This is a genomic window from Sphingomonas sp. GW821-FHT10F09 (genome assembly GCF_058809195.1).
Window position 1 is genome coordinate 37,246 of the sequence record NZ_JBXASI010000002.1, and the last position, 20,137, is coordinate 57,382.

Genomic DNA, 20,137 nt, shown 5'->3' on the forward strand with positions numbered 1-20,137 from the left:
GTTCTTCCGTAAGGGGTTGGGCGCCATGCTAATGCCGGCGGCCGGTTCGCGCGAGCCCGATCGTCATGCCGGGGCTGATCGGGCCGGGCCGGGGCGGGGCGGGGCTGGGACAATCCGTCTCATCGACAACGCCCGTCGGTCAGCGCAGGCCCCGTCGATGGAACAGCCCCCCACCCCCGAACCGATCGAACCCCCGCGCGATGCGTTTCGCTGGATCCTGCGCTGCGGGTGGAAGGGGCTCTGTCCGCGTTGCGGCGAGGGACGCATGTTCCGATCCTGGCTCAGGATCGTCGACCGCTGCGACCGTTGCGGCCTCGACTATCGCTTCGCCGCGCCCGACGACGGCCCGGCGTTCTTCTCGCTCTGCATCATCGCGCTGCCGCTGATCTTCTTCGTCGTGTGGCTGCAGGTCGCGTTCGACCCGCCCTGGTGGGTCCACCTCGTCACCTCGGTCCCGTTCATGGCGCTCGGCACGCTGCTGCCGCTACGACCGTTGAAGGGCTGGCTGGTCGCGTCGCAATTCGTCAACCGCGCGCAGGAGGCGGGGACGCAGGCGCTGTGGTCGCAACTCCACGGCAGCGATCCGAAGGCGAACGACTTCGATCAGTGATACGCCGTCCGCCGGATCGCCGCGATATAGGCGTGCGCGGCGGCGTCGATCGTGAACGCCTGCGCCTGCGCGCGTCCGGCCGCCACGTCGACCGCCATCGTCCGCGCCGCGGCGATGCCCGCGGCGAAGGCGTCGACATCCCCCTGCGCGACGATCAGCCCGAGCCGCCCGTCGTCGAGCACCGATCGCACGCCGGACCCGCAATCGGTCGCGACGATGCCGAGGCCGGCGGCGAGCGCCTCGATCAGCACCGCCGGCACACCTTCGTATCGTGACGACAGCAGCAACACGTCCTGCTCGCGCATCACCGCGGCGGCGTTGGGGACGTGGCCGAGGAAGGCGACCTGCGTTGCGATGCCGAGGCGCGTCGCCTGCTGCTCCAGCCGCGCCCGCAACGGACCGTCGCCGACGATCGTCAGCCGGTCGCCGGGTCGCGCCGCCTGCGCGAAGCCGGCGATCAGCGTCGCCGGGTCCTTTTGCGCGACCAGCCGCCCGACCGCGACATAGCGCGTGCCGTCGTCCCGCGCGGTGCGGACGACCGGTGCCGGCAGCGCATCGATCGCGGGATCGGGGATCACCGTGCGCGGCACCGGCCCCAGATAGCGGTCGACGTCGGGCAGGATCGCGGCGTCCATCACGATCCAGCGATCGACGAAACGCGCCTGCACCCGCAGCCACAGCCGCCAGAACGGCCGCGCCGCCGCGGGCATGTCGGCCCGTGCCAGATCGTTGCTGATCTTGACGATCACCGGCGGGCAGCGCCGCCCGAAGCGCAGCTTCATCGCACCCGCGACGATCGTATAGGTGTTGCCCGCGCAGAACAGCGCGTCCGGCGCGGTGCGGCGGATCTCGGCGGGCAGCCGCGCGATCATCCACATGGTCTCCCACCAGGCGCTGCCGCACCGCGGCTGCGGCGGAACGCGATAGGCGAGGCCGGCGGCCAGCTCGTCGCGCAACGCGCCGTCGCTCCGCCCCATGAACAGCGGCGCATCGACCCCCATCGCCCGCCAGCGCGCGACCAGCCGCAGTGCGACCCGCTCGACCCCGCCGGGTTCGAAACTGTGGAGGAAGGTCAGGATGCGCATGCATGCGTCCCGATGGCCGAGGTCGGCAGGGCAGGGCGCCCCTCCGTCCGTCGGCGATAGACCAGCCGCATCCGCGCAGGGCCGGTGCAGATGCGCGCGGCAAGGACGTAATCCGCCGCCAGCGCGGCGTCGAGGATGCGGCGCGTCACCGGGTTGCCGCCCGCGAAATGCGGCCAGTCGTCGACGATCGCGACCGGCCGCGTCGCGAGGATGCGGCGGACCTCGCGGGCCGGATCGACCCCCAGTGCCGCGGGACGCGATTCCTCCTGCGTGGCGAGATGGCCGGGGAAGGGCCAGCGCGTCGGCAGGCACGACCCGGTCAGCATGTAGAGCGCGGGATAGCCGTCATAGACGTAGATACAGCCCGCCCCCTCGACCCGCGCGGCGCGCGCGACTGCCGCCGCCGCATCCGCGCCGCCCTTGTGCCGCGCGCTGACCGCCAGCACCGCCTGTCCGCCGATCAGGCCGACGCCGGCGAGCGCCAGCCCGGCGATGCGGCGGCGGCGGCCGGAATCGATGCTGCGTGCGAGCAGGCACATCAGTGGCGGCAGCAGCGGCATGGCATAATGCGGGCTGGCGAACCGACAGTAGAGCAGCACGCCCGCAGCCGAGGCGACGAGCCAGCCGAGCAGGAAGCGATCGCGCGTCGATCCACCTCGATTCCGCCAGCTGGTCGCCGCAAGCAGCAGCGGCAGCGCGAGGATGCCGAGGATCGCCGCCAGCCCCTCCAGCTGCGTCGCGACGCCGCCACGCCCCTGCGCCAGCACCGACAGGAAGTTGGCGAAGACGAACGCCCGCGCCTGCCCGATCGCGGCATAGGCGGCGAAGGCGGCGAGCGTCGGCAGCAGCGCCAGCGCGATCCAGAGTGCGATCGATCGCGCCAGCCGCGCACCGCGCTGCCCGGCCTGCCAGCCGAGCGCGATCAGCCAGCAGCCGAAGAAGACGCCCTCCACGGCCACGCTATACTTGATCTGCAATGCTACGCCGACGAGCATCATCGCTCCCGCCCCGGCGCGCAGCGGATCGTCGCCGTGCCGCACCGTCAGGATCAGCGCCGCGGCGGCGACCATCGGCAGGTTGTAGAAGACCGGCGACTGGCCGCCTTCGCCCTCCATGAAATTCAGCCACAGGATATAGAGCGCCGCGGCGATCAGCGCGGCAACGCGGCCGGCGTAACCCCGCGCGATCGCGTGGATCAGCAGCGCGGTCGCCACCACGCTGGCGAGCGCGACGAGCTTGTATTGCACGAAGCCGTCGCCCCCCAGCGCCCGCGCGGCGGCGAAGATCAGGAACAGGCCGACCGGCTTGCGATCGAAGATGTCGACATAGGGGATCGCGCCGTGCCGCAGCCGGTCGCCGACCAGCAGGTAGAATTGCTCGTCGAAGCCGATCACCGGATTGCCGAACGTCTGCGCCCGCGCGACCAGCGCGACCGCGAGCAGGAGGAGCAAGACCCCCGCACGGCTGTCGAGCGACGGGAAGCGGGGACGGGAAGCAGGCGGCACCGCGATGATCCTGGGTGAAGGCGGGGGTCGTGTGCCGCCAATCGCTGCCGGGGGCAATCGGGAAAGGACGTCGGCAAGGCTTCCCTTGCACCGCCGCGCCCGGCAAAAGGCGATCGGCCCTTTTTGCTGGATGATCCGCCGTGATGAAAAGCCTCTGCCGTTTCGCCCTGCTGGCATCGCTGGCGCTGCCCGCCGTGACCGCTGCGCAGCAGGCGCCCGGGGTCGTTACGCGCGTGCGGTCGCCGGCCGACATCTACGGCCCGCTGTTCGGCGCGGTGCAGCAGCAGCGCGTGTTCGCGGACGGCAAGACCTTCGTCGACGCGGTGCCGAAGCGCGACCCCGCCGCGATCCTCGCCGATTATGCGCGCACCCGCCCGCAGGGGCCGGCGCTCAAGGCGTTCGTGCTCGCCAATTTCATCGTGCCCGGAGAGAACGACCGCGGCACCACCGACCTGCGCACCCATGTCCGCACATTGTGGCCGCAGCTCGTCCGCCAGCCGGTCGTGCCGGTTGCGGGCAGCTCGGCGCTGCCGCTGCCCGCGCCCTATGTGGTCCCCGGCGGTCGTTTCCGCGAAATCTATTACTGGGACAGCTATTTCACCATGCTGGGGCTGGAGGTCGACGGCCAGCAGCCGCTCGTCGAATCGATGCTCGACGATTTTTCCAGCCTGATCGAACGCTACGGCCATATCCCCAACGGCACGCGCACCTATTATCTCTCGCGCTCGCAGCCGCCCTATTTCGCGCTGATGCTCGACCTGTCGGAGAACAAGGACCCGGCGGTGGCGGCGCGGCGGCTGAAGGCGTTGCAGGCGGAACATGCCTTCTGGATGAAGGGCGCGACCTGCGTCACCGCCACCGCCGCCTGCCTGCGCGTCGTCCGCATGCCCGACGGCAGCATGCTCAACCGCTATTACGACGATCGCGACACCCCCCGCGACGAATCCTATGCCGAGGACGTCGCGACCGCCGCGCAGGCCGCACCGCGCGCTCCCACCGCGACGCAGCGCGACCTGCGTGCCGGCGCGGAGAGCGGCTGGGATTTCAGCTCGCGCTGGCTGCGCGATCCGAAGGCGCTCGCGACGATCCACACCACCGACATCGTCCCGATCGACCTCAACAGCCTGATGTACGCCATGGAACGCCGCATCGCCGATCGCTGCGCCGCCGTCGCCGACACCGCCTGCGCAACGCGCTATGCGGGACTGGCGACGCGGCGCAAGGCGGCGATCGACAGGTATCTGTGGCAGGCGAAACCGGCGCGCTACGCCGACTGGGACCTGTCGAGCGGCAAGCCCACTGCGAGCGTCAACGCCGCGATCCTCTATCCCCTGTTCGTCGGCATCGCCTCGTCGGCGCAGGCGAAGGCGGTCGCCGCGACGACGCGCACGGCGCTGCTCGCGGAAGGGGGCCTGCGCACGACGACGCTGCGCACCGGGTTGCAATGGGACGAGCCCAACGGCTGGGCGCCGCTGCAATGGGTGGCGATCGCCGGACTCGCCGCCAACGGCGAGCCGGCGCTGGCGAAACAGGTCGCGACGCGCTGGCTCGGCACGGTGCAGGCGGCCTATGCCGACACCGGCAAGATGCTGGAAAAGTACAATATCGAGGAGCGCACCCCGGGCGGCGGCGGCGAATATCCGGTGCAGGACGGCTTCGGCTGGACCAACGGCGTCACCAGCGCGATCCTCGACCGCTATCCCGATCTGGCAGGCAAGACCGACCGATAGGACGGGTCCGGAGGAAAGCGCTGCAACGGCAGCACCATGCCTGCCGCGACAAAATAGGTCGTGTCCATCGCCGCCGCGACCTGCTGGTTGAGCCGCCCCGCCGCGTCGCGGAACGCGCGGCCGAGCGGGTGGACGGGGACGATGCCCAGCCCGACCTCGTTGGTCACGACGTACAGCGGCAGCGGGCAGGCCGCGAACGCCGCCAGCAGCGCATCGGCCCGCTCGGCAAGGTCGTGGTCGCCGAGCATCAGGTTGCTCAGCCACAGCGTCAGGCAGTCGACCAGCACCGCGCCTCCCTCCGTACAGGCGCGAATCGCCTCGGGCAGCAGCACGGGGCATTCTACCGTCTGCCACCGCCCGCCGCGATCGGCGCGGTGGTGCGCGATCCGGTCGGTCATCTCGTCGTCATGCGCTTCTGCGGTCGCGAGGTAGTGGAGCGCGCCGTCATGCGCCTCCGCCGCGGCCTGTGCGATACGGCTCTTGCCCGAACGGGCCCCGCCGAGGAACATCGTCTTCATCTTGCTTTCGCCCCGTCCCGGCCCTAGGGGCGCGTTTGCGACAGGTTCCCAGAGATGGGATGAAAAGGGAACCCGGAAGCGAGCGTTTTGGTCGCTCGCCATCCGGGGCTGCCCCCGCAACTGTGACCGGCGAGCCTTGCTCCCCTCGTGTGCCACTGGATCATCGACGATCCGGGAAGGCCGGGCAAGGCGACGACCCGGAAGCCAGGAGACCTGCCCGTCGCGGTTGTCCTTCGTGCGGACGGGGTGTTCCCGCGCGATCGAGGGTTTCCTCGCGTGACGACGTCGTTGGGGTCGTGCGCGACGGACCGTCGGTCCGGCGAACCGTCATGCGTGTCCCCGTCCATGCTACGAGGGGGGACTATCGTGAAGACCTACGCCTATCTGATCCTGCTGCCGTGCATCGCGGCGGCGACACCCGCCGTCGCGCAGAGCGCGCAGTCGACCACCGGCCTCGAACAGGCCGCCGACGCCGGCACCGACATCCTCGTCACCGCCAACCGCGAGGCGCGGCCCGCGTCCACCGTCGGCCAGGCGGTGACCGTGCTCGACACCGCGACGATCACGCAGCGGCAGGCGGTCACCGTCTCCGACCTGCTGCGCCAGACGCCCGGCGTCACCGTGGTGCGCAACGGCGGCGTCGGCACCACCACCTCGGTCAACATCCGCGGCGCGGAGAGCGACCAGACCGTCGCGCTGATCGACGGCATCAAGCTCAACGATCCGTCCTCGCCCGGAGGCGGCTTCAACTTCGGCAGCCTGCTGATCGGCAACATCGCCCGTATCGAGGTGCTGCGCGGCGCCCAATCGGTGCTGTGGGGCAGCCAGGCGATCGGCGGCGTCGTCAACCTCATCACCCGCCAGCCGACCGAGCAGCTGAGCGTCAACGCCCGCGCCGAGGGCGGCTGGCACGAGACGGGGCAGGCGTTCGCCAACGTTTCGGGCAAGAGCGGCCCGGTGTCGGCGAGCCTCGGCGGCGGCTATTACACCACCGACGGCATCTCGACCTATGCGCCCGGCCCGGAACGCGACGGCTTCCGCAACTACAGCGCGAACGGCAGCGTCGGCATCGCGCTCGCGCAGAACGTGTCGGTCGACCTGCGCGGCTTCTACGCGAACGGCCGCACCGATATCGACGGCTTCCCCGCGCCGCGCTTCGTGTTCGGCGATACCCGCGAATATGGCGAAAGCGAGCAGTGGATCGGCTATGCCGGCCTCAACGCCGCATTGTTCGACGGCCGCTTCCGCAACCGCTTCGGCTATGCGCACACCGACAGCGACCGTCGCAACGTCGACCCCGACGGCACCCCGACCGAGACGTTCCGCGGTATCGGCCGCAACGACCGGCTCGAATATCAGGGGACGATCGACGTCACCTCCGCGGTGTTCGCGACCTTCGGTGCGGAGCGTGAGGTGTCGCGCTTCTCGACGTCGAGCTACGGCGGTCCGGTGACGCGTGGCCGCGCGCGCATCTTCAGCGTCTACGGCCAGGTCGCCGTCACCCCGATCGCCGGGCTGACCGGCACTGCGGGCGTGCGTCACGACGATCACAACATCTTCGGTGGCGCGACGACCTTTTCGGGCAGCGGTGTCTATTCGCCCAACGGCGGCGCGACCGCGTTGCGTGCCAGCTATTCGGAAGGGTTCAAGGCGCCGACGCTGTACCAGCTGCAGAGCGAATACGGGAACACCGCGCTCGATCCCGAACGCTCGCACGGCTGGGACGCCGGCGTGACGCAAAAGGCACTGGGCGGTGCGGTCGAGGCGAGCGCGACCTATTTCCGGCGCACTTCGTCCGACCTCATCACCTTCGTCTCGTGCGGGCGCCCGCTGACCGGCATCTGCACCGGCAAGCCCAACGGCACCTATGACAATATCGCCCGTGCCCGCGCGCAGGGCGTCGAGCTGTCGCTGCTGCTGCGCCCGGTTGAGGCGCTGACGTTCAGCGCCGCCTATACCTATCTGGACGCGACGAACCGTTCGACCGGCACCGCCAATTTCGGTCGCGATCTTGCCCGCCGACCGGACGACAGCGTCACGGTCAACGCCGATTACCGCTTCCCGTTCGGCCTTGCCGCCGGCGCGACGATCACTGCGATCGGCGACAGCTTCGACAATGCCTCCAATGCGCGCCGGCTCGACGGATACGTCGTCACCGACGTGCGTGCGTCCTTCCCGATCGGCGCCCATTTCGAGGTATACGGCCGCGTCGAGAACGTCTTCGATGCGCGCTACCAGACGATCTACCAATATGGGCAGCCGGGTCGCGGCGCGTTCGGCGGCATCCGCCTGACCTACTGACTGTGATCGACCCTCGCGTCCTCGCCACCTTCTGCGCCCATGGCGGGCGGGTGGCGGCGGCGCGCGCGGCGTTCGGGGGCGGGGCTGAGGACTGGATCGATCTGTCGACCGGCATCGCCCCCTGGTCGTGGCCGGTCGCCGGCGTGCCGCCCGGCCTCGATCATCTGCCCGAACCGGCGGCGATCGCCGCGCTGGAAGCCGCCGCGGCGCAGGCGTTCGGGGTCGCCAATCCCGCCGGCGTGATTGCGGTGCCGGGGACCGACCTCGCGCTGCGCCTGCTCGCCGGCCTGGTGCCGGCGACGCGCGTGGCGGTGCTGCACCCGGGCTATGCCGGCCATCGCGCTTCATGGCCCGCGGCCGATCCGGTCGCCGACCTGCCCGCGGCCGATCACGACCTGTTCGTGCTCGCCAGCCCCGCCAACCCCGACGGCCGGGTCACCGATCCCGCCACGCTGCGAGCGCTCGCCGACCGCTGCACCGTCGTCGTCGACGAAGCCTATGCCGATCCTGCCCCCGGCCTCTGTCCACACGCCTCGGACCGCCTGATCGTGCTCCGCTCCTTCGGCAAATTCTATGGCCTCCCCGGCCTCCGCCTCGGCTTCGTCGTCACCGGCCCGCAGCTGGCGGCGCAGGTTCGCGCGATGATCGGCGACTGGCCGGTATCCGGCCCCGCGGTGGCGATCGGCGCGGCGGCCTATGCCGATGGCGGCTGGCGTCGTGCGCAGCAGGCGCGGATCGCGGAGGCGGGCGTGCTGCTCGACGACCTGCTCGCCGGCGCCGGCCTCTCCATCGTCGGCGCAGCGCCCTTGTTCCGGCTGGTGGCGTGCCGCGACGACCTGTTCGCGACGCTGGCACGCCACGCGATCCTGACCCGCCCGTTCGCCGACCGGTCCGACCGGCTGCGCATCGGCCTGCCGCGCGGCGCTGCCGCACTTACCCGCCTCGCCACCGCTCTCGACGGATATCGCCCATGACCCCTGCCGACGACGCGACCGATTACACCCGCCACAATGCCCGCATGGCCCGCGTCGCCGCGGCGCGCGAGAAGATGCAGGCGCGCCGCACGCTCGAACGCGGCCTGCTGATCGTCCATACCGGCAATGGCAAGGGCAAGTCCTCCTCCGCCTTCGGCATGGCGATCCGCAGCATCGGCTGGGGGCTGAAGGTCGCGATCCTGCAATATGTGAAGGGCAAGTGGGAGACGGGCGAGCGCAACTTCTTCGAGGCGCATCCCGACCTCGCGACGTTCGAGGTGATGGGCGAGGGCTTCACCTGGGACACGCAGGACCGCGCGCTCGACATCGCCGCGGCGCGCGCGGCCTGGGAACGGTCGAAGGCGATGATCCTCGACCCCGGAATCGATTTCGTCATCCTCGACGAACTCAACATCGTGCTGCGCGACGACACGCTGCCGATCGCCGAGATCGTCGCCTTCCTGCAGGAGCGCCCGCTCACCAAGCATATCTGCATTACCGGCCGCAACGCCAAGCCGGAACTGCTCGCGATCGCCGACCTCATCACCGACTTCACCGAGGTCCGCCATCCGTACAAGGCGGGCTTCAAGGCGCAGCGCGGGGTCGAATATTGATGCGGCGGCTGCTCGCCCTCGCGGCGCTGCCGCTACTGTCGGCCGCGCCGGTGCGGAGTCCGCGCATCGTCTCGATCAACCCGTGCATCGACGCGGTGCTGATGCACGTCGCCGATCCCGGCCAGGTCGCCGGGATCAGCCATTATTCGCAGGATTCGCGCGCGACCTCGATCCCGCTCGCGCAGGCGGCGCGCTTCAAGGCCACCTCCGGCACCGCGGAGGAGGTCGTCGCGCTCGCCCCCGACGTGGTGATGAGCGGACCGCATGTCGCGCCGGCGACGATCGCGGCGCTGAAGCGGATGCATATCCGCCTGGTGCAATATCCGGTGCCCGATTCGGTCGCGGAGAGCGAGGAGCAGGTACGCGACATCGCCCGCATCGCTGGTCATGCGGGCCGGGGCGATGCGCTGGCGGCACGGATCGCTGCGGCGGTGCGTCCGGTGGCGTCAAAGCCTGTCCCGGCGCTAATCTGGCAATCGGGCGGGCTGGTGCCGGGGGCGGGAACGCTGCCCGACGAACTGCTCGCCCTTGCCGGCTTCCGCAATATGAGCGCGGTCTATGGCCTCAAGAAATGGGACGTGCTGCCGCTCGAATATCTGATCGCGCAGCCGCCGCGCGTGCTGCTGTCGGTCGGCGCGGCGGAGGTCGGCGAGGACCGGCTGACCTCGCATCCGGCGGTGCGACGGCTGGCGGCACGGATCGCGGTCGCGCCCTATCCGACGCGGCTGATGAATTGCGGCGGACCGACGATCGTCGCCGCGATGGTGCGGTTGCGACAGATACGGCGGGGGATCGGCGCATGACGCGGCTCAATATGCTCCTGGGCGTCGGCCTGCTGTTCGCCGCAGCGCTGTCGGTGGCGACGGGCAAGGTGTGGGTGCCGTGGGATGCCTGGACCGCGGCCGATCCGCGCTCGATCATCATCGTCGAACTGCGCCTGCCGCGCACGCTGCTGGCGCTGCTGGTCGGCGCCGCGCTGGGGCTGTCGGGTGCGGTGATGCAGGGCTATCTGCGCAATCCGCTCGCCGATCCGGGCCTGTTCGGCGTGTCGTCGGGCGCGGCGCTCGGCGCGGTGCTGTCGCTCTATTTCGGCTATGCTGCGCAGGCGTGGCTGCTGCCCGGGTTCGCGCTGGCGGGGGCGGGGGCGACGATGGCGCTGCTCGCGCTCATCGCGGGACGCTCGGGCAGCCTGATCCTGTTCACGCTGGCGGGGATGATCCTGACCAGCATCGCCGGATCGATGACCGCGCTCGCGATCAGCCTCGCGCCGACGCCGTTCGTGTCGTCGCAGATCGTCACCTGGCTGATGGGCGCGCTGACCGACCGCAGCTGGGACGACGTGACGATCGCGCTGCCGCTGGTCGCGCTGGGTGCGATGCTGCTGGCGACCACCGCGCGGTCGCTCGACGCGCTGACGCTCGGCGAGCAGGCGGCGCGTTCGATCGGCGTCGATCCGGGGCGGTTGCAGGCCCTGGTGATCGCCGGGGTCGCGCTGACCGTCGGCGCGGCGGTGGCGTCGGCCGGGGTGATCGGCTTCGTCGGCCTCATGGTCCCGCATCTCGTCCGCCCGCTCGCCGGCAACCGGCCCTCGGCGATCCTGCTGCCCTCCGCTCTGGGTGGCGCCTTGTTGCTGACGCTCGCGGATTGCCTTGTGCGGCTGCTGCCGACGGTCAGCGAATTGCGGCTTGGCATCGCGATGTCGATGCTCGGCGGACCGTTCTTCCTCTATCTGCTGGTCGCGATGCGCCGGAGGCTCGCATGACCGCGCTGACCGCCGATGCCATCGGCCTGTCGCTCGGCGGCAACCGCGTCCTTGATGGCATCAGCGTCGCGTTCCGTCGCGGCCGCGTCACCGCCCTGCTCGGCCCGAACGGTGCGGGCAAGAGCAGCCTGCTGTCCTGCCTCGCAGCCTTGCGCGCGCCAGATAGCGGCGCGGCCCGGCTCGACGGCACCGACGTCGCCGGCCTCGACCGGCGCGAGCGAGCGCGGCGGATCGGTTTCCTACCGCAGGCCGCCGACGTGCATTGGGACGTCGACGTCGCCACATTGGTCGGCCTCGGCCGCCTGCCGCATCACGGCCGCTGGGGCGCCGGTGCCGCCGATCGTACTGCGGTCGAGCGCGCGCTCGCGGCGACCGACATGACCGCGCTGCGCACCCGCGGGGTCGAGCGGCTGTCCGGTGGCGAGCGCGGCCGCGCGCTGCTCGCCCGCGTGCTGGCCGGCGAACCCGACTGGCTGCTCGCCGACGAACCGCTCGCCAGCCTCGACCCCGCGCACCAGCTCGACGTGCTCGCGCGGCTGCGCGCCGTCGCCGATGCGGGCAGCGGCGTCGTGCTGGTGCTGCACGACCTCCATCTCGCCGCGCGGATCGCCGACGATGCGGTGCTGATGCGCGGCGGTGGCATCGTCGCCGCCGGCCCCGCCGACGCCGTGCTGACCGCGCCGCTGATCGCCCAGGCCTATGGCGTCGACGTCGAGATCGGCGTCACCCCCGGCGGCCAGCGCTTCATCCTGCCGATCGCGCGGTGAACGCTGCGGCGCTCCTGCTCGCGACACTGATCGCGGAGGCGGCGCTGGGCTATCCGCGCCGCTGGCCGCATCCGGTGCAGGCGGCGGGCGGGCTGATCGCGGGCTGCGAGCGGCGCTGGAACCGCGGCGGGCCGACGCGGCAGCGGCTGGCGGGGGTGGCGCTGTTGCTGACCCTCGTCACGCTCGCCGCCGCGCTCGGCTGGATCGTCCAGCATGTCGCGGGCGAGGGCTGGGGCCTGGTCGCGGTCGTGCTGGTCGCCACCACCGGCCTCGCGCAGCGCAGCCTGCACGATCACGTCGCCGCGGTGCTCGCGCCGCTGGCCACGGGCGACCTGCCCGCCGCGCGCCGGGCGGTGGCGATGATCGTCGGTCGCGACACCGCTGCGCTGGATGAGGCGGGCATTGCCGCCGCCGCGATCGAAAGCCTCGCGGAAAGCTTCTGCGACGGCGTCGTCGCGCCCGCCGCCGGGTTGCTCATCGCAGGCCTGCCGGGCCTGTTCCTTGTCAAGGTGATCAACACCGCCGATTCGATGGTCGGCCACCGCACGCCGCGGCTGCTGTGGTTCGGCTGGGCCTGCGCCCGCGCCGACGATGTCGTCAATTGGCTGCCCGCGCGGCTGTCGGGCGCGCTGATCTGCCTCGCCGGGCCCGGCGGCTGGCGGACGATGGTCCGCGATGCCCGTCACCACGCCTCGCCCAACGGCGGCTGGCCGGAGGCGGCGATGGCGGGGGCGCTCGGCCGACGGCTGGGCGGCGCGGTCACCTATGACGGCGAGCCGGCGATGCGCGCGGTCCTCGGCAACGGGCCGGCGGCGTCGGTTGCCGACCTCGGCCGGGCCTTGCGCGTCTACCGGCGTGCCTGCATCGGCCTGTTGATCGCAACGGGAGCCGTCGCATGGGCGCTGTGATGCTGCAGGGAACCGGCTCCGACGTCGGCAAGTCGGTGCTGGTCGCCGGCCTCTGCCGCGTGTTCGCCAACCGCGGCCTCGCCGTCCGCCCGTTCAAGCCGCAAAACATGTCGAACAACGCCGCGGTCACCGCCGACGGCGGCGAGATCGGCCGCGCGCAGGCATTGCAGGCGATCGCCGCGCGCGTCGCGCCCACCACCGACATGAACCCGGTGTTGCTCAAGCCGCAGAGCGACCGCACCGCGCAGCTCGTCGTCGGCGGCCGGGTGCGCGGCACGATGGGGCCGGGCGACTATCGCCGTCGCAAGCCCGATCTGCTTGCCGAGGTCATGGCCGCCTACCGCCGCCTGTCGGCGCAGGCGGACATCGTCGTGGTCGAGGGCGCGGGTTCGCCGGCGGAGATCAACCTGCGCGCCGGCGACATCGCCAACATGGGCTTCGCACGCGCCGCGGGCGTGCCGGTGGTGCTGGTCGGCGATATCGACCGCGGCGGCGTCATCGCGTCGCTGGTCGGCACCCGCACGGTCATCGACCCCGCCGATGCGGCGATGATCCACGGCTTCATCGTCAACAAGTTCCGCGGCGACCTGTCGCTGTTCGACGATGGCCTGACGGAGATCGCGAACCGCACCGGCTGGCGCAGCATCGGCGTCGTGCCGTGGCTGGCCGATGCCGCGCGCCTGCCCGCGGAGGATGCGGTGGCGCTGGGGCGCGACACGGCGGCGGGCGAGGGCGCGCTGGTCGCGGTGCCGATGCTGTCGCGGATCGCCAATTTCGACGACATGGACGCGCTGGCGCACGAACCCGGCATCCGGCTGGCGATGATCCCGCCCGGCGAACCGATCCCCGGCGATGCCGCCTGGGTGCTGCTGCCCGGGACCAAGGCGACGATCGCCGACCTCGGCTTCCTCCGCGCGCAGGGCTGGGACGTCGACATCGCCGCGCACGTCCGCCGCGGCGGCCGCGTGCTCGGCATCTGCGGCGGCTATCAGATGCTCGGCCGCACCGTCGCCGATCCGGAGGGGATCGAGGGCGAGGCCGGGACGGTCGCCGGGCTCGGCCTGCTGCCGATCGATACGGTGATTGCCGCCGACAAGCGGACGCGCGCGGTGATCGGCACCTTTGCCGGATCGGACGCGGGCTTCGCGGGCTACGAGATCCATGCCGGGGTCACCCAAGTCGATCCCGGCACGCCGCCGCTGCTCCGATTCGACGACGATACGTCCGACGGCGCCGTCGCGCGCGATGGCCGGATCGCCGGCTGCTACGTCCACGGCCTGTTCGACCGCGCCACCGCACGCGCGCATTTGATCGCACCCCTCGGCATCGGCTCGGACGGGTTCGACCGGCACGAGGTGATCGACGCCGCACTCGACGGGATCGCCGCTACGCTGGAACGCGCGCTCGACATCGACGCGCTCATCGCCCTTGCAAGGATCGCCGCATGACCGAAGCCGACGTACGGGCGCATCTCGACGCGCTCGCCAAGCCGCGCGGCAGCCTCGGCCAGCTGGAGGAACTCGCGGTCCGGCTCGCGCTGACCCAGCAGCGGATCGACGCGCGCAGCCACCCGCGGCGGATCGTACTGTTCGCGGGCGATCACGGCTGCGTCGCCGACGGCGTGTCGGCCTGGCCGTCGGCGGTGACGGGCATGATGGTCGCGACGATCCTGGCGGGGCGGGCGACCAGCAACGCCCTCGCCCGCGCGCACGACTGCCCGTTGCGGCTGGTCGATGTCGGGGTCGCCGGCCCGCACGTCGCCGCGCCGCCGGCGTTCTTCCGCGATGCCCGCGTCGCCAACGGCACCGCCAGCCTCGCGCATGGCGCAGCGATGGACGTGGGGGCGTTCGAGGCGGCATGGCAGGTCGGCGCGGATGAGGCCGATCGCGCGGCGGACGACGGCGCGGCGGTGCTGATCGCGGGCGAGATGGGCATCGGCAACACGACCCCCGCGGCCGCGCTGACGGCGCTGCTGACGGGTACGTCCGCCGCCGATGCGGTCGGCCGCGGGGCAGGCGCCGACGACGCGATCCTCATGGCGAAGACGCGTATCGTCGCCGATGCCGTCGCTCGCGCGGCACCGTCGCACGCCACTGACCCGATCCGTGCGATCGCCGCGGTCGGCGGTTATGAGATCGCGGCGATGGCGGGGTTCTTTGCGCGCGGCGCAGCGCGTGGCGCGACGCTCCTGCTCGACGGCTATGTCGCCACCGCCGCGGCGCTGGTCACCGAGCGGCTCGCGCCCGGCACCGCGACGGCAATGATCGCCGGGCATCGCTCCGCCGAGCCGGGCCATGCCGCCGCGCTCGCCCATCTCGGCCTCGATCCGCTGCTCGACTGGGGCATGCGGCTGGGCGAGGGCAGCGGCGCCCTCGTCGCGCTGCCGCTGCTCGATGCCGCCGCGGCGGTGCTGAACGACGTCGCGCGGCTCGACGCGATCGGTGCAGAGCGGGCCGACTGACATGGGCCGCGCACCGGTCTGGGCGCCGCCGCTGCTGGCGGTGCAATTCCTCACCCGGTTGCCGGTGCCGGTCCTCGCGCGCCTGACGCCCGAACAGGCCGCGGACGGACTGGCCCGTGCGATGGCGTGGCTGCCGCCGGTCGGCACATTGATCGGATCGGCGACCGCGGCCGCGTTCGTCGCCGCGGGCCAATGGTGGCCGCCGCTGCTCGCCGCCTTGCTCGCGCTGGCGCTCGAGGCGTTGCTCACCGGAGCGTTCCACGAGGATGCCGTCGCCGATTTCTGCGATGCCTTCGGCGGCACCGCGCGCGGCGAGGCGGCGCTGCGGATCATGCGAGACAGCCGCATCGGCAGCTATGGCGCGCTGGGGCTCGGCCTCGCGGTAGCCATGCGCGTCGCCGCGATCGTCGCGCTGCTGCCCGCGCTTGCGGTCGCGGCCATCGTCGGAGCGGCGACGCTCGCCCGGCTGTGCGCCATATTGCTCGCCGCGATCCTGCCCGCGGCGCAGGCGGATGGCGCCGCCGCGCGGATGGGCAGCGGTATGCCGCCGCGCCGCGTCGCGCTGGCGCTGCTGCTCGCAATACCCGGACTGCTGCCGCTGGCGATCCTGCGCCCGACCGCGCTGCTGGCCGCGGCGGTCGTAACCGCGCTGCTGCTCTGGTGGCTCGCCCGCTTCCTGCGCGCGCGGATCGGCGGCAGCACCGGCGACTGCCTCGGCTTTGCCGCCTATATGGCGCAGCTTCTGGCGCTGCTCGCGGCGGCAACGTGACCGCACGCGTCCTCGTCGTCCGGCACACCGAGGTTGCCAGAGCGTGGTCGGGGCGCTGCTACGGCCGGTCCGACATGGGGCTGAGCCGCGCCGGCACCATTGCGATGCGAATGCTGGCGGAGCAGCTCGCCGCGCAATCCTTCACGACCATCGTCCATTCCGGCGCGATCCGCACGCGCCTGCTCGCCGGGCGGATCGCACGCCTCACCGGCCGGCCGCTGGTCGCCGATCCCCGCTGGCTGGAGCGCGACTTCGGCACATGGGAGGGGCGGCGCTGGCACGCGATCTGGCGCGAGACCGGCAACCTGATGGACCGAATGATGACCGATCCCGCCGGCTTCCACCCCGGCGGCGGCGAGAGCGGGCAGGACCTCGCCACCCGCGCCCGCGCCGCATGGGATGCGCTGCCGACCGACGCCGATACGTTGGTCGTCAGCCACGGCGGCCCGATCGCCGCCCTGTGCACGCTGTTCGCCGGCCAGCCGCTGGAGCGGATGATCGATGCCGTGCCGCCGTGCGGCAGCTGGCTCCTGCTGCCGCGCCAGAGTCGGGTCTAGCGCACCACGCGCAGGCCGCCGCCATGACCGCGCGGCAGGTGGAGCAATTCGTCGACCCGCGCTGCCAGGTCGATCTGGCGGAACGGCTTGGCCAGACGCGGCACGTCGGCAGGCACGTCGGCGCCGGTCGCGGCATAGCCGGTGATGAGCAGCGCGGGCAGGCCATGGCCGGTATCGCGCAGCTCGGCGATCAGCGCCGCGCCGGTCATGCCCGGCATCAGATAATCGGTGACCAGCAGCTCGACGTCGACACCGCCGCGGATCGCCGCCAGCGCCTGGCTGCCAGACGCCGCCTCGATCACCTGATAGCCGATGTCGCGCAGCATGTCGGCGGTGGCGGTGCGCACGATCTCCTCGTCGTCGACCAGCAGCACCTTGGCGGCGCGGCGCGCGGGGACCGGTTCGCTGCGCCGGTCGGCGGCGGCGCTCGGCTGGTCCAGCGTCACCGGCAGCCACAGTTCGACGCGCGTGCCGCGTCCCGCCTCGCTCGCCAGCGTCAGCGTGCCGCCCGATTGCGCGGCGAGGCCATGGATCATCGACAGGCCCAGCCCGGTCCCCTTGCCGACGCCCTTGGTCGAGAAGAACGGCTCGGTCGCCCGCGCCAGCGTCGCCTTGTCCATGCCGATGCCGGTATCGCTCGCCATGATCCGCACGTAGCGCCCGGCGGTGAGCGTCACCGCGTTGCGCGCGTCGACCTCGGCGGCGGCGACGGTGATCGTCAGCTGCCCGCCGCCCGGCATCGCGTCGCGCGCGTTGATCGCGAGGTTGAGCAGTGCCAGCTCCAGCTGGTTGGGATCGACCCGCGCCGGCGGCAGGTCGCCCGGCACCTCCAGCACCACCCGGACCGTCGGGCCGAGCGAGCGGCGGATCAGATCGGCCATGCCGTCGATCAGCGCGCCGATATCGACCGCGACTGGCTGCAACGCCTGCCGCCGCGCGAAGGCGAGCAGCCGCTGCGTCAGCGTCGCCGCGCGCTCCGCCGCCTGCAGCGCGCCGCCGACCATCCGCTGCGTCCGCTCGTCGTCCTTGTGGCGGCGCCGGACCATGTCGAGGCTGCCGACGATGGGGGTGAGGAGGTTGTTGAAGTCGTGCGCGACGCCGCCGGTCAGCTGGCCGACCGCCTCCATCTTCTGCGCCTGCGCCAGTTGCGCGTCCGCTTCCTTGCGCACGGTGACGTCGGTGACCACGCCGACCAGCCGTTCGGGGGCGCCACCGGCGTCGTAGCGCAGCCGCCCCTTCTTGGTGATCCAGCGGCGGCTGCCGTCCGCCCCCTCGATCGCGCATTCGACGTCGACGCTGCCGGTCTGCGGCGCGGCGCGGAAGGCGGCGGCGACCGCATCGCGCTGCGCCGGGTCGACATGCGTGAGCATCCGCTCGACCGACCAGTGCGACTGCGGCTCGGCATAGCCGAAGATCTCGTCGTGACGCAGGCTGCGCCCGATCGTACCGGTGGCGAGGTCGAGCTCCCAGCTGCCCATGCCCGCCGCCTCCAGCGCGAATTCGAGGTTGCTCCGCGCCGATTCCAGCTCCGCGGTGCGCTGCGCCACCGCATCCTCCAGCGTCGCCGCGGCGGCGCGCACCTCATACTGTCGGACCCGCGCCTTGATCGCCGATCGCACCGCGCCCAGCATCGCCTCGGCATGCAGCGGCCGTTCGAGCAGCACGACATTGCCGAGGTCGCCGACCCGCGCCGTCGCCTGCGCCGATCGCGGTGCGCGGCCGCCGTTGGCGAGCATGACGAAGGGCAGGTCGGACCAGGTCGGCTGCGCGGCGATCCAGGCGGACAGCGCGGACCGGTCCTCCGCCGCCAGCGCCTCCTCGGTAATCAGCACCGCCGCGACCGCGCCGGACAGGCCGGCGACCAGTGCCGCCAGCGTCGGCACCACCTGCGCATCGATGCCGCCGCGGCGCAGCAGGTCGGCGGCGACGGTGGCGTCGCGCCCACGCGGCGCGAGAATGAGGACGGCGCCGTCCATCCTAGCCGGCCGACCCTCCGCGCCCGGCGTCGGGATCGGCGCGGCTGGCGAGCAGCGACTTGCCCTCGCCCGAGAAGGTCGGCACCCCGGTCAGCACCCCCTGGAAATGGGTCAGCGGCTCGCCGAACTGCAACCCTTGCGTATCGATGCGGAATTCGCGGATCGTCCGTTCATGCTTGGCGGTGCGCGTCTTGATGACCGAGATCGCTTGGCGGACCTCGCCGAACGCCTCGAAATAGCGCAATTGCACCGCGGTATCGGCGAGATAGCTGAGATCGACGTCGGCGCGCACGTCGCCCATCACCCCGTGCATGCCGAGGATCAGCATCGTCACCACGCCGCGCTGGCCTAGATAGGTGAGCAGTTCGTGCATCTGCAGGATGAGGAACTTCTCGCTCGGCATGGATTGGAGATAGGCGTTGAGGCTGTCGACGACGATCACCCGCGCGTCGTCCTCCTCGACCGCGCGGCGCACCGCCGCGGCGAATTCGCCGGGCGACAGCTCGGCCGGATCGATCGCGCGCAGCGCCAGCCGCCCGGCATCGATGAACGGCTGCAGGTCCATGCCCAGCGCTGCCGATCGCGCCAGCAGCGTCGGCGCGCGTTCGTCGAACAGGAAATAGGCGGCCTTCTCGCCCCGCTCCAGCGCCGCATAGACGCATTGCACGATCGTCGTGGTCTTGCCGACGCCGGCCGGCCCGGTCAGCAGCGTCGCGGTGCCGACGACCAGTCCGCCGCCGAGCAGCGCATCGAATTCCCGCGATCCGGTCGACACGAAGCCCATCTCGTGGCGGATGCCGTGTTCGGACGCGACCAGCCGCGGATAGACGGCAAGGCCGCCGCGCTCGATCTCGAAATCGTGATAGCCGCCGCGATAGCGCAGGCCGCGCATCTTGACGACGTGCAGCCGCCGCCGCTGCGCCCCGAAGCCCGACAGCAACTGTTCGAGCGACACCACGCCGTGCGCGATGCTGTGCAATTGCAGGTCGCTGCCGCTCGCGCTCTTGTCGTCGAGCACCAGCACGGTGCACTGCCGGGTCGAGAAGAAATGCTTCAGCGCCAGGATCTGGCGGCGATAGCGCACCGGGCTCTGCGCCAGCAGTCGCAGTTCGGACAGGCTGTCGATGATGACCCGCGCCGGCCGCAGCGCGTCGACCTTGGCCATGATCGCGCGCACCGTCTCGCCCAGCTCGACCTCGCTCGGATGGAGCAGCGTCTGTTCCTGATCGTCGCCCAGGCCGTCGGCCGGCACCATCTCGAACAGCGTGATCGGATCGAGCGTCCAGCCGTGCGTCGCCGCCACCGCGCGCAATTCGACCTCGGTTTCCGCCAGCGTGATGTACAATCCGCTCTGCCCGGCCGCGGCGCCGGCGAGCAGGAAACCCAGCCCCAGCGTGGTCTTGCCCGTCCCCGGCGTGCCCTCGACCAGATACAGGCGTTCGGGCGTCAGCCCGCCGTTGAGAATATCGTCGAGCCCGGCGATTCCGGTGGAAGCGATCTTCGGTCCTTGCTGCACGCGCCGCTATCCTGCTTCGGGGGCCTGACGACCGGAGGGAATTTCCGTTCGACCATACCGCGTTATCCGGTTTACCGCCGGCGC

At 71.7% G+C, this 20,137-nt stretch carries 18 protein-coding genes and 1 riboswitch; of the genes, 13 read left to right on the forward strand and 5 right to left on the reverse strand.

Going from position 1 to position 20,137, the window contains the following annotated elements; translation table 11 throughout:
- Positions 1-157 precede the first annotated feature (157 nt).
- Positions 158-610 carry a DUF983 domain-containing protein gene (locus tag AC1RTO_RS08150; protein WP_493160381.1) on the forward strand — a complete coding sequence of 151 codons (453 nt, stop codon included), beginning with the start codon at positions 158-160 and terminating at the stop codon, positions 608-610.
- On the opposite strand, the gene AC1RTO_RS08155 is transcribed toward AC1RTO_RS08150, so the two are convergent.
- Positions 604-1,695: a glycosyltransferase gene (locus tag AC1RTO_RS08155; RefSeq protein ID WP_493160382.1), complete on the reverse strand. Its 1,092-nt coding sequence runs from the start codon at positions 1,693-1,695 to the stop codon at positions 604-606. The genes AC1RTO_RS08150 and AC1RTO_RS08155 overlap by 7 nt on opposite strands.
- Positions 1,683-3,200, reverse strand: coding sequence for a glycosyltransferase family 39 protein (locus AC1RTO_RS08160; RefSeq protein WP_493160383.1), 1,518 nt, complete (start codon positions 3,198-3,200; stop codon positions 1,683-1,685). Before AC1RTO_RS08160 ends, AC1RTO_RS08155 begins: the two co-directional genes overlap by 13 nt.
- Before the next feature lie 143 nt (positions 3,201-3,343).
- On the opposite strand from AC1RTO_RS08160, the gene treF reads away from it, so the two are divergent.
- A complete protein-coding gene (treF, locus tag AC1RTO_RS08165) occupies positions 3,344-4,930 on the forward strand; it encodes an alpha,alpha-trehalase TreF (protein ID WP_493160825.1) in 1,587 nt (528 codons plus the stop codon).
- On the opposite strand, the gene cobU is transcribed toward treF, so the two are convergent.
- Positions 4,897-5,448, reverse strand: a complete 552-nt coding sequence (cobU, locus tag AC1RTO_RS08170) for a bifunctional adenosylcobinamide kinase/adenosylcobinamide-phosphate guanylyltransferase (RefSeq protein ID WP_493160384.1) — start codon at positions 5,446-5,448, stop codon at positions 4,897-4,899. The genes treF and cobU overlap by 34 nt on opposite strands.
- A gap of 25 nt (positions 5,449-5,473) precedes the next feature.
- Positions 5,474-5,683: riboswitch (cobalamin riboswitch) on the forward strand.
- Between the two features lie 131 nt (positions 5,684-5,814).
- Between cobU and AC1RTO_RS08175 the strand changes: the two genes are divergently transcribed.
- Genes AC1RTO_RS08175 through AC1RTO_RS08225 form a run of 11 tightly spaced genes read left to right on the forward strand, consistent with a single transcriptional unit; the run spans position 5,815 to position 16,561 of the window.
- Positions 5,815-7,749 (forward strand): TonB-dependent receptor plug domain-containing protein, encoded by a 1,935-nt coding sequence (locus AC1RTO_RS08175; RefSeq protein ID WP_493160385.1) that lies wholly within the window; start codon positions 5,815-5,817, stop codon positions 7,747-7,749.
- A gap of 2 nt (positions 7,750-7,751) precedes the next feature.
- On the forward strand, positions 7,752-8,723 hold the full coding sequence (locus tag AC1RTO_RS08180; RefSeq protein WP_493160386.1) for an aminotransferase class I/II-fold pyridoxal phosphate-dependent enzyme: 972 nt from the start codon (positions 7,752-7,754) through the stop codon (positions 8,721-8,723).
- A complete protein-coding gene (cobO, locus tag AC1RTO_RS08185) occupies positions 8,720-9,337 on the forward strand; it encodes a cob(I)yrinic acid a,c-diamide adenosyltransferase (RefSeq protein WP_493160387.1) in 618 nt (205 codons plus the stop codon). The genes AC1RTO_RS08180 and cobO overlap by 4 nt, the downstream gene beginning before the upstream one ends.
- Positions 9,337-10,140, forward strand: coding sequence for an ABC transporter substrate-binding protein (locus tag AC1RTO_RS08190; protein ID WP_493160388.1), 804 nt, complete (start codon positions 9,337-9,339; stop codon positions 10,138-10,140). Before cobO ends, AC1RTO_RS08190 begins: the two co-directional genes overlap by 1 nt.
- Positions 10,137-11,099, forward strand: coding sequence for a FecCD family ABC transporter permease (locus AC1RTO_RS08195; protein ID WP_493160389.1), 963 nt, complete (start codon positions 10,137-10,139; stop codon positions 11,097-11,099). Before AC1RTO_RS08190 ends, AC1RTO_RS08195 begins: the two co-directional genes overlap by 4 nt.
- Positions 11,096-11,866, forward strand: coding sequence for an ABC transporter ATP-binding protein (locus AC1RTO_RS08200; protein ID WP_493160390.1), 771 nt, complete (start codon positions 11,096-11,098; stop codon positions 11,864-11,866). The genes AC1RTO_RS08195 and AC1RTO_RS08200 overlap by 4 nt, the downstream gene beginning before the upstream one ends.
- Positions 11,863-12,774: an adenosylcobinamide-phosphate synthase CbiB gene (gene cbiB / locus AC1RTO_RS08205; protein WP_493160391.1), complete on the forward strand. Its 912-nt coding sequence runs from the start codon at positions 11,863-11,865 to the stop codon at positions 12,772-12,774. The genes AC1RTO_RS08200 and cbiB overlap by 4 nt, the downstream gene beginning before the upstream one ends.
- Positions 12,762-14,222 carry a cobyric acid synthase gene (locus AC1RTO_RS08210; RefSeq protein WP_493160392.1) on the forward strand — a complete coding sequence of 487 codons (1,461 nt, stop codon included), beginning with the start codon at positions 12,762-12,764 and terminating at the stop codon, positions 14,220-14,222. The genes cbiB and AC1RTO_RS08210 overlap by 13 nt, the downstream gene beginning before the upstream one ends.
- On the forward strand, positions 14,219-15,235 hold the full coding sequence (gene cobT, locus AC1RTO_RS08215; RefSeq protein WP_493160393.1) for a nicotinate-nucleotide--dimethylbenzimidazole phosphoribosyltransferase: 1,017 nt from the start codon (positions 14,219-14,221) through the stop codon (positions 15,233-15,235). Before AC1RTO_RS08210 ends, cobT begins: the two co-directional genes overlap by 4 nt.
- Before the next feature lies 1 nt (position 15,236).
- On the forward strand, positions 15,237-16,004 hold the full coding sequence (gene cobS / locus AC1RTO_RS08220; RefSeq protein WP_493160394.1) for an adenosylcobinamide-GDP ribazoletransferase: 768 nt from the start codon (positions 15,237-15,239) through the stop codon (positions 16,002-16,004).
- Complete coding sequence (locus AC1RTO_RS08225; protein WP_493160395.1) at positions 16,001-16,561, forward strand: histidine phosphatase family protein; 561 nt, start codon at positions 16,001-16,003, stop codon at positions 16,559-16,561. Before cobS ends, AC1RTO_RS08225 begins: the two co-directional genes overlap by 4 nt.
- Here AC1RTO_RS08225 and AC1RTO_RS08230 read toward each other — a convergent pair.
- Both AC1RTO_RS08230 and AC1RTO_RS08235 read right to left on the reverse strand, forming a co-directional pair.
- Positions 16,558-18,537 carry an ATP-binding protein gene (locus AC1RTO_RS08230; RefSeq protein WP_493160396.1) on the reverse strand — a complete coding sequence of 660 codons (1,980 nt, stop codon included), beginning with the start codon at positions 18,535-18,537 and terminating at the stop codon, positions 16,558-16,560. The genes AC1RTO_RS08225 and AC1RTO_RS08230 overlap by 4 nt on opposite strands.
- Before the next feature lies 1 nt (position 18,538).
- Positions 18,539-20,053, reverse strand: a complete 1,515-nt coding sequence (locus tag AC1RTO_RS08235; protein ID WP_493160397.1) for an ATPase domain-containing protein — start codon at positions 20,051-20,053, stop codon at positions 18,539-18,541.
- Between the last annotated feature and the right edge of the window lie 84 nt (positions 20,054-20,137).

Bases quoted from the DNA above. Each gene is read 5' to 3' on its own strand.
- AC1RTO_RS08150 (WP_493160381.1), top strand. From the start codon at position 158: ATGGAACAGCCCCCCACCCCCGAACCGATCGAACCCCCGCGCGATGCG.
- treF (WP_493160825.1), top strand. From the start codon at position 3,344: ATGAAAAGCCTCTGCCGTTTCGCCCTGCTGGCATCGCTGGCGCTGCCC.
- cobS (WP_493160394.1), top strand. From the start codon at position 15,237: ATGGGCCGCGCACCGGTCTGGGCGCCGCCGCTGCTGGCGGTGCAATTC.
- AC1RTO_RS08195 (WP_493160389.1), top strand. From the start codon at position 10,137: ATGACGCGGCTCAATATGCTCCTGGGCGTCGGCCTGCTGTTCGCCGCA.
- AC1RTO_RS08155 (WP_493160382.1), bottom strand. From the start codon at position 1,695: ATGCGCATCCTGACCTTCCTCCACAGTTTCGAACCCGGCGGGGTCGAG.
- AC1RTO_RS08210 (WP_493160392.1), top strand. From the start codon at position 12,762: ATGGGCGCTGTGATGCTGCAGGGAACCGGCTCCGACGTCGGCAAGTCG.
- AC1RTO_RS08230 (WP_493160396.1), bottom strand. From the start codon at position 18,537: ATGGACGGCGCCGTCCTCATTCTCGCGCCGCGTGGGCGCGACGCCACC.
- AC1RTO_RS08200 (WP_493160390.1), top strand. From the start codon at position 11,096: ATGACCGCGCTGACCGCCGATGCCATCGGCCTGTCGCTCGGCGGCAAC.
- AC1RTO_RS08190 (WP_493160388.1), top strand. From the start codon at position 9,337: ATGCGGCGGCTGCTCGCCCTCGCGGCGCTGCCGCTACTGTCGGCCGCG.
- cobU (WP_493160384.1), bottom strand. From the start codon at position 5,448: ATGAAGACGATGTTCCTCGGCGGGGCCCGTTCGGGCAAGAGCCGTATC.
- cobT (WP_493160393.1), top strand. From the start codon at position 14,219: ATGACCGAAGCCGACGTACGGGCGCATCTCGACGCGCTCGCCAAGCCG.
- cobO (WP_493160387.1), top strand. From the start codon at position 8,720: ATGACCCCTGCCGACGACGCGACCGATTACACCCGCCACAATGCCCGC.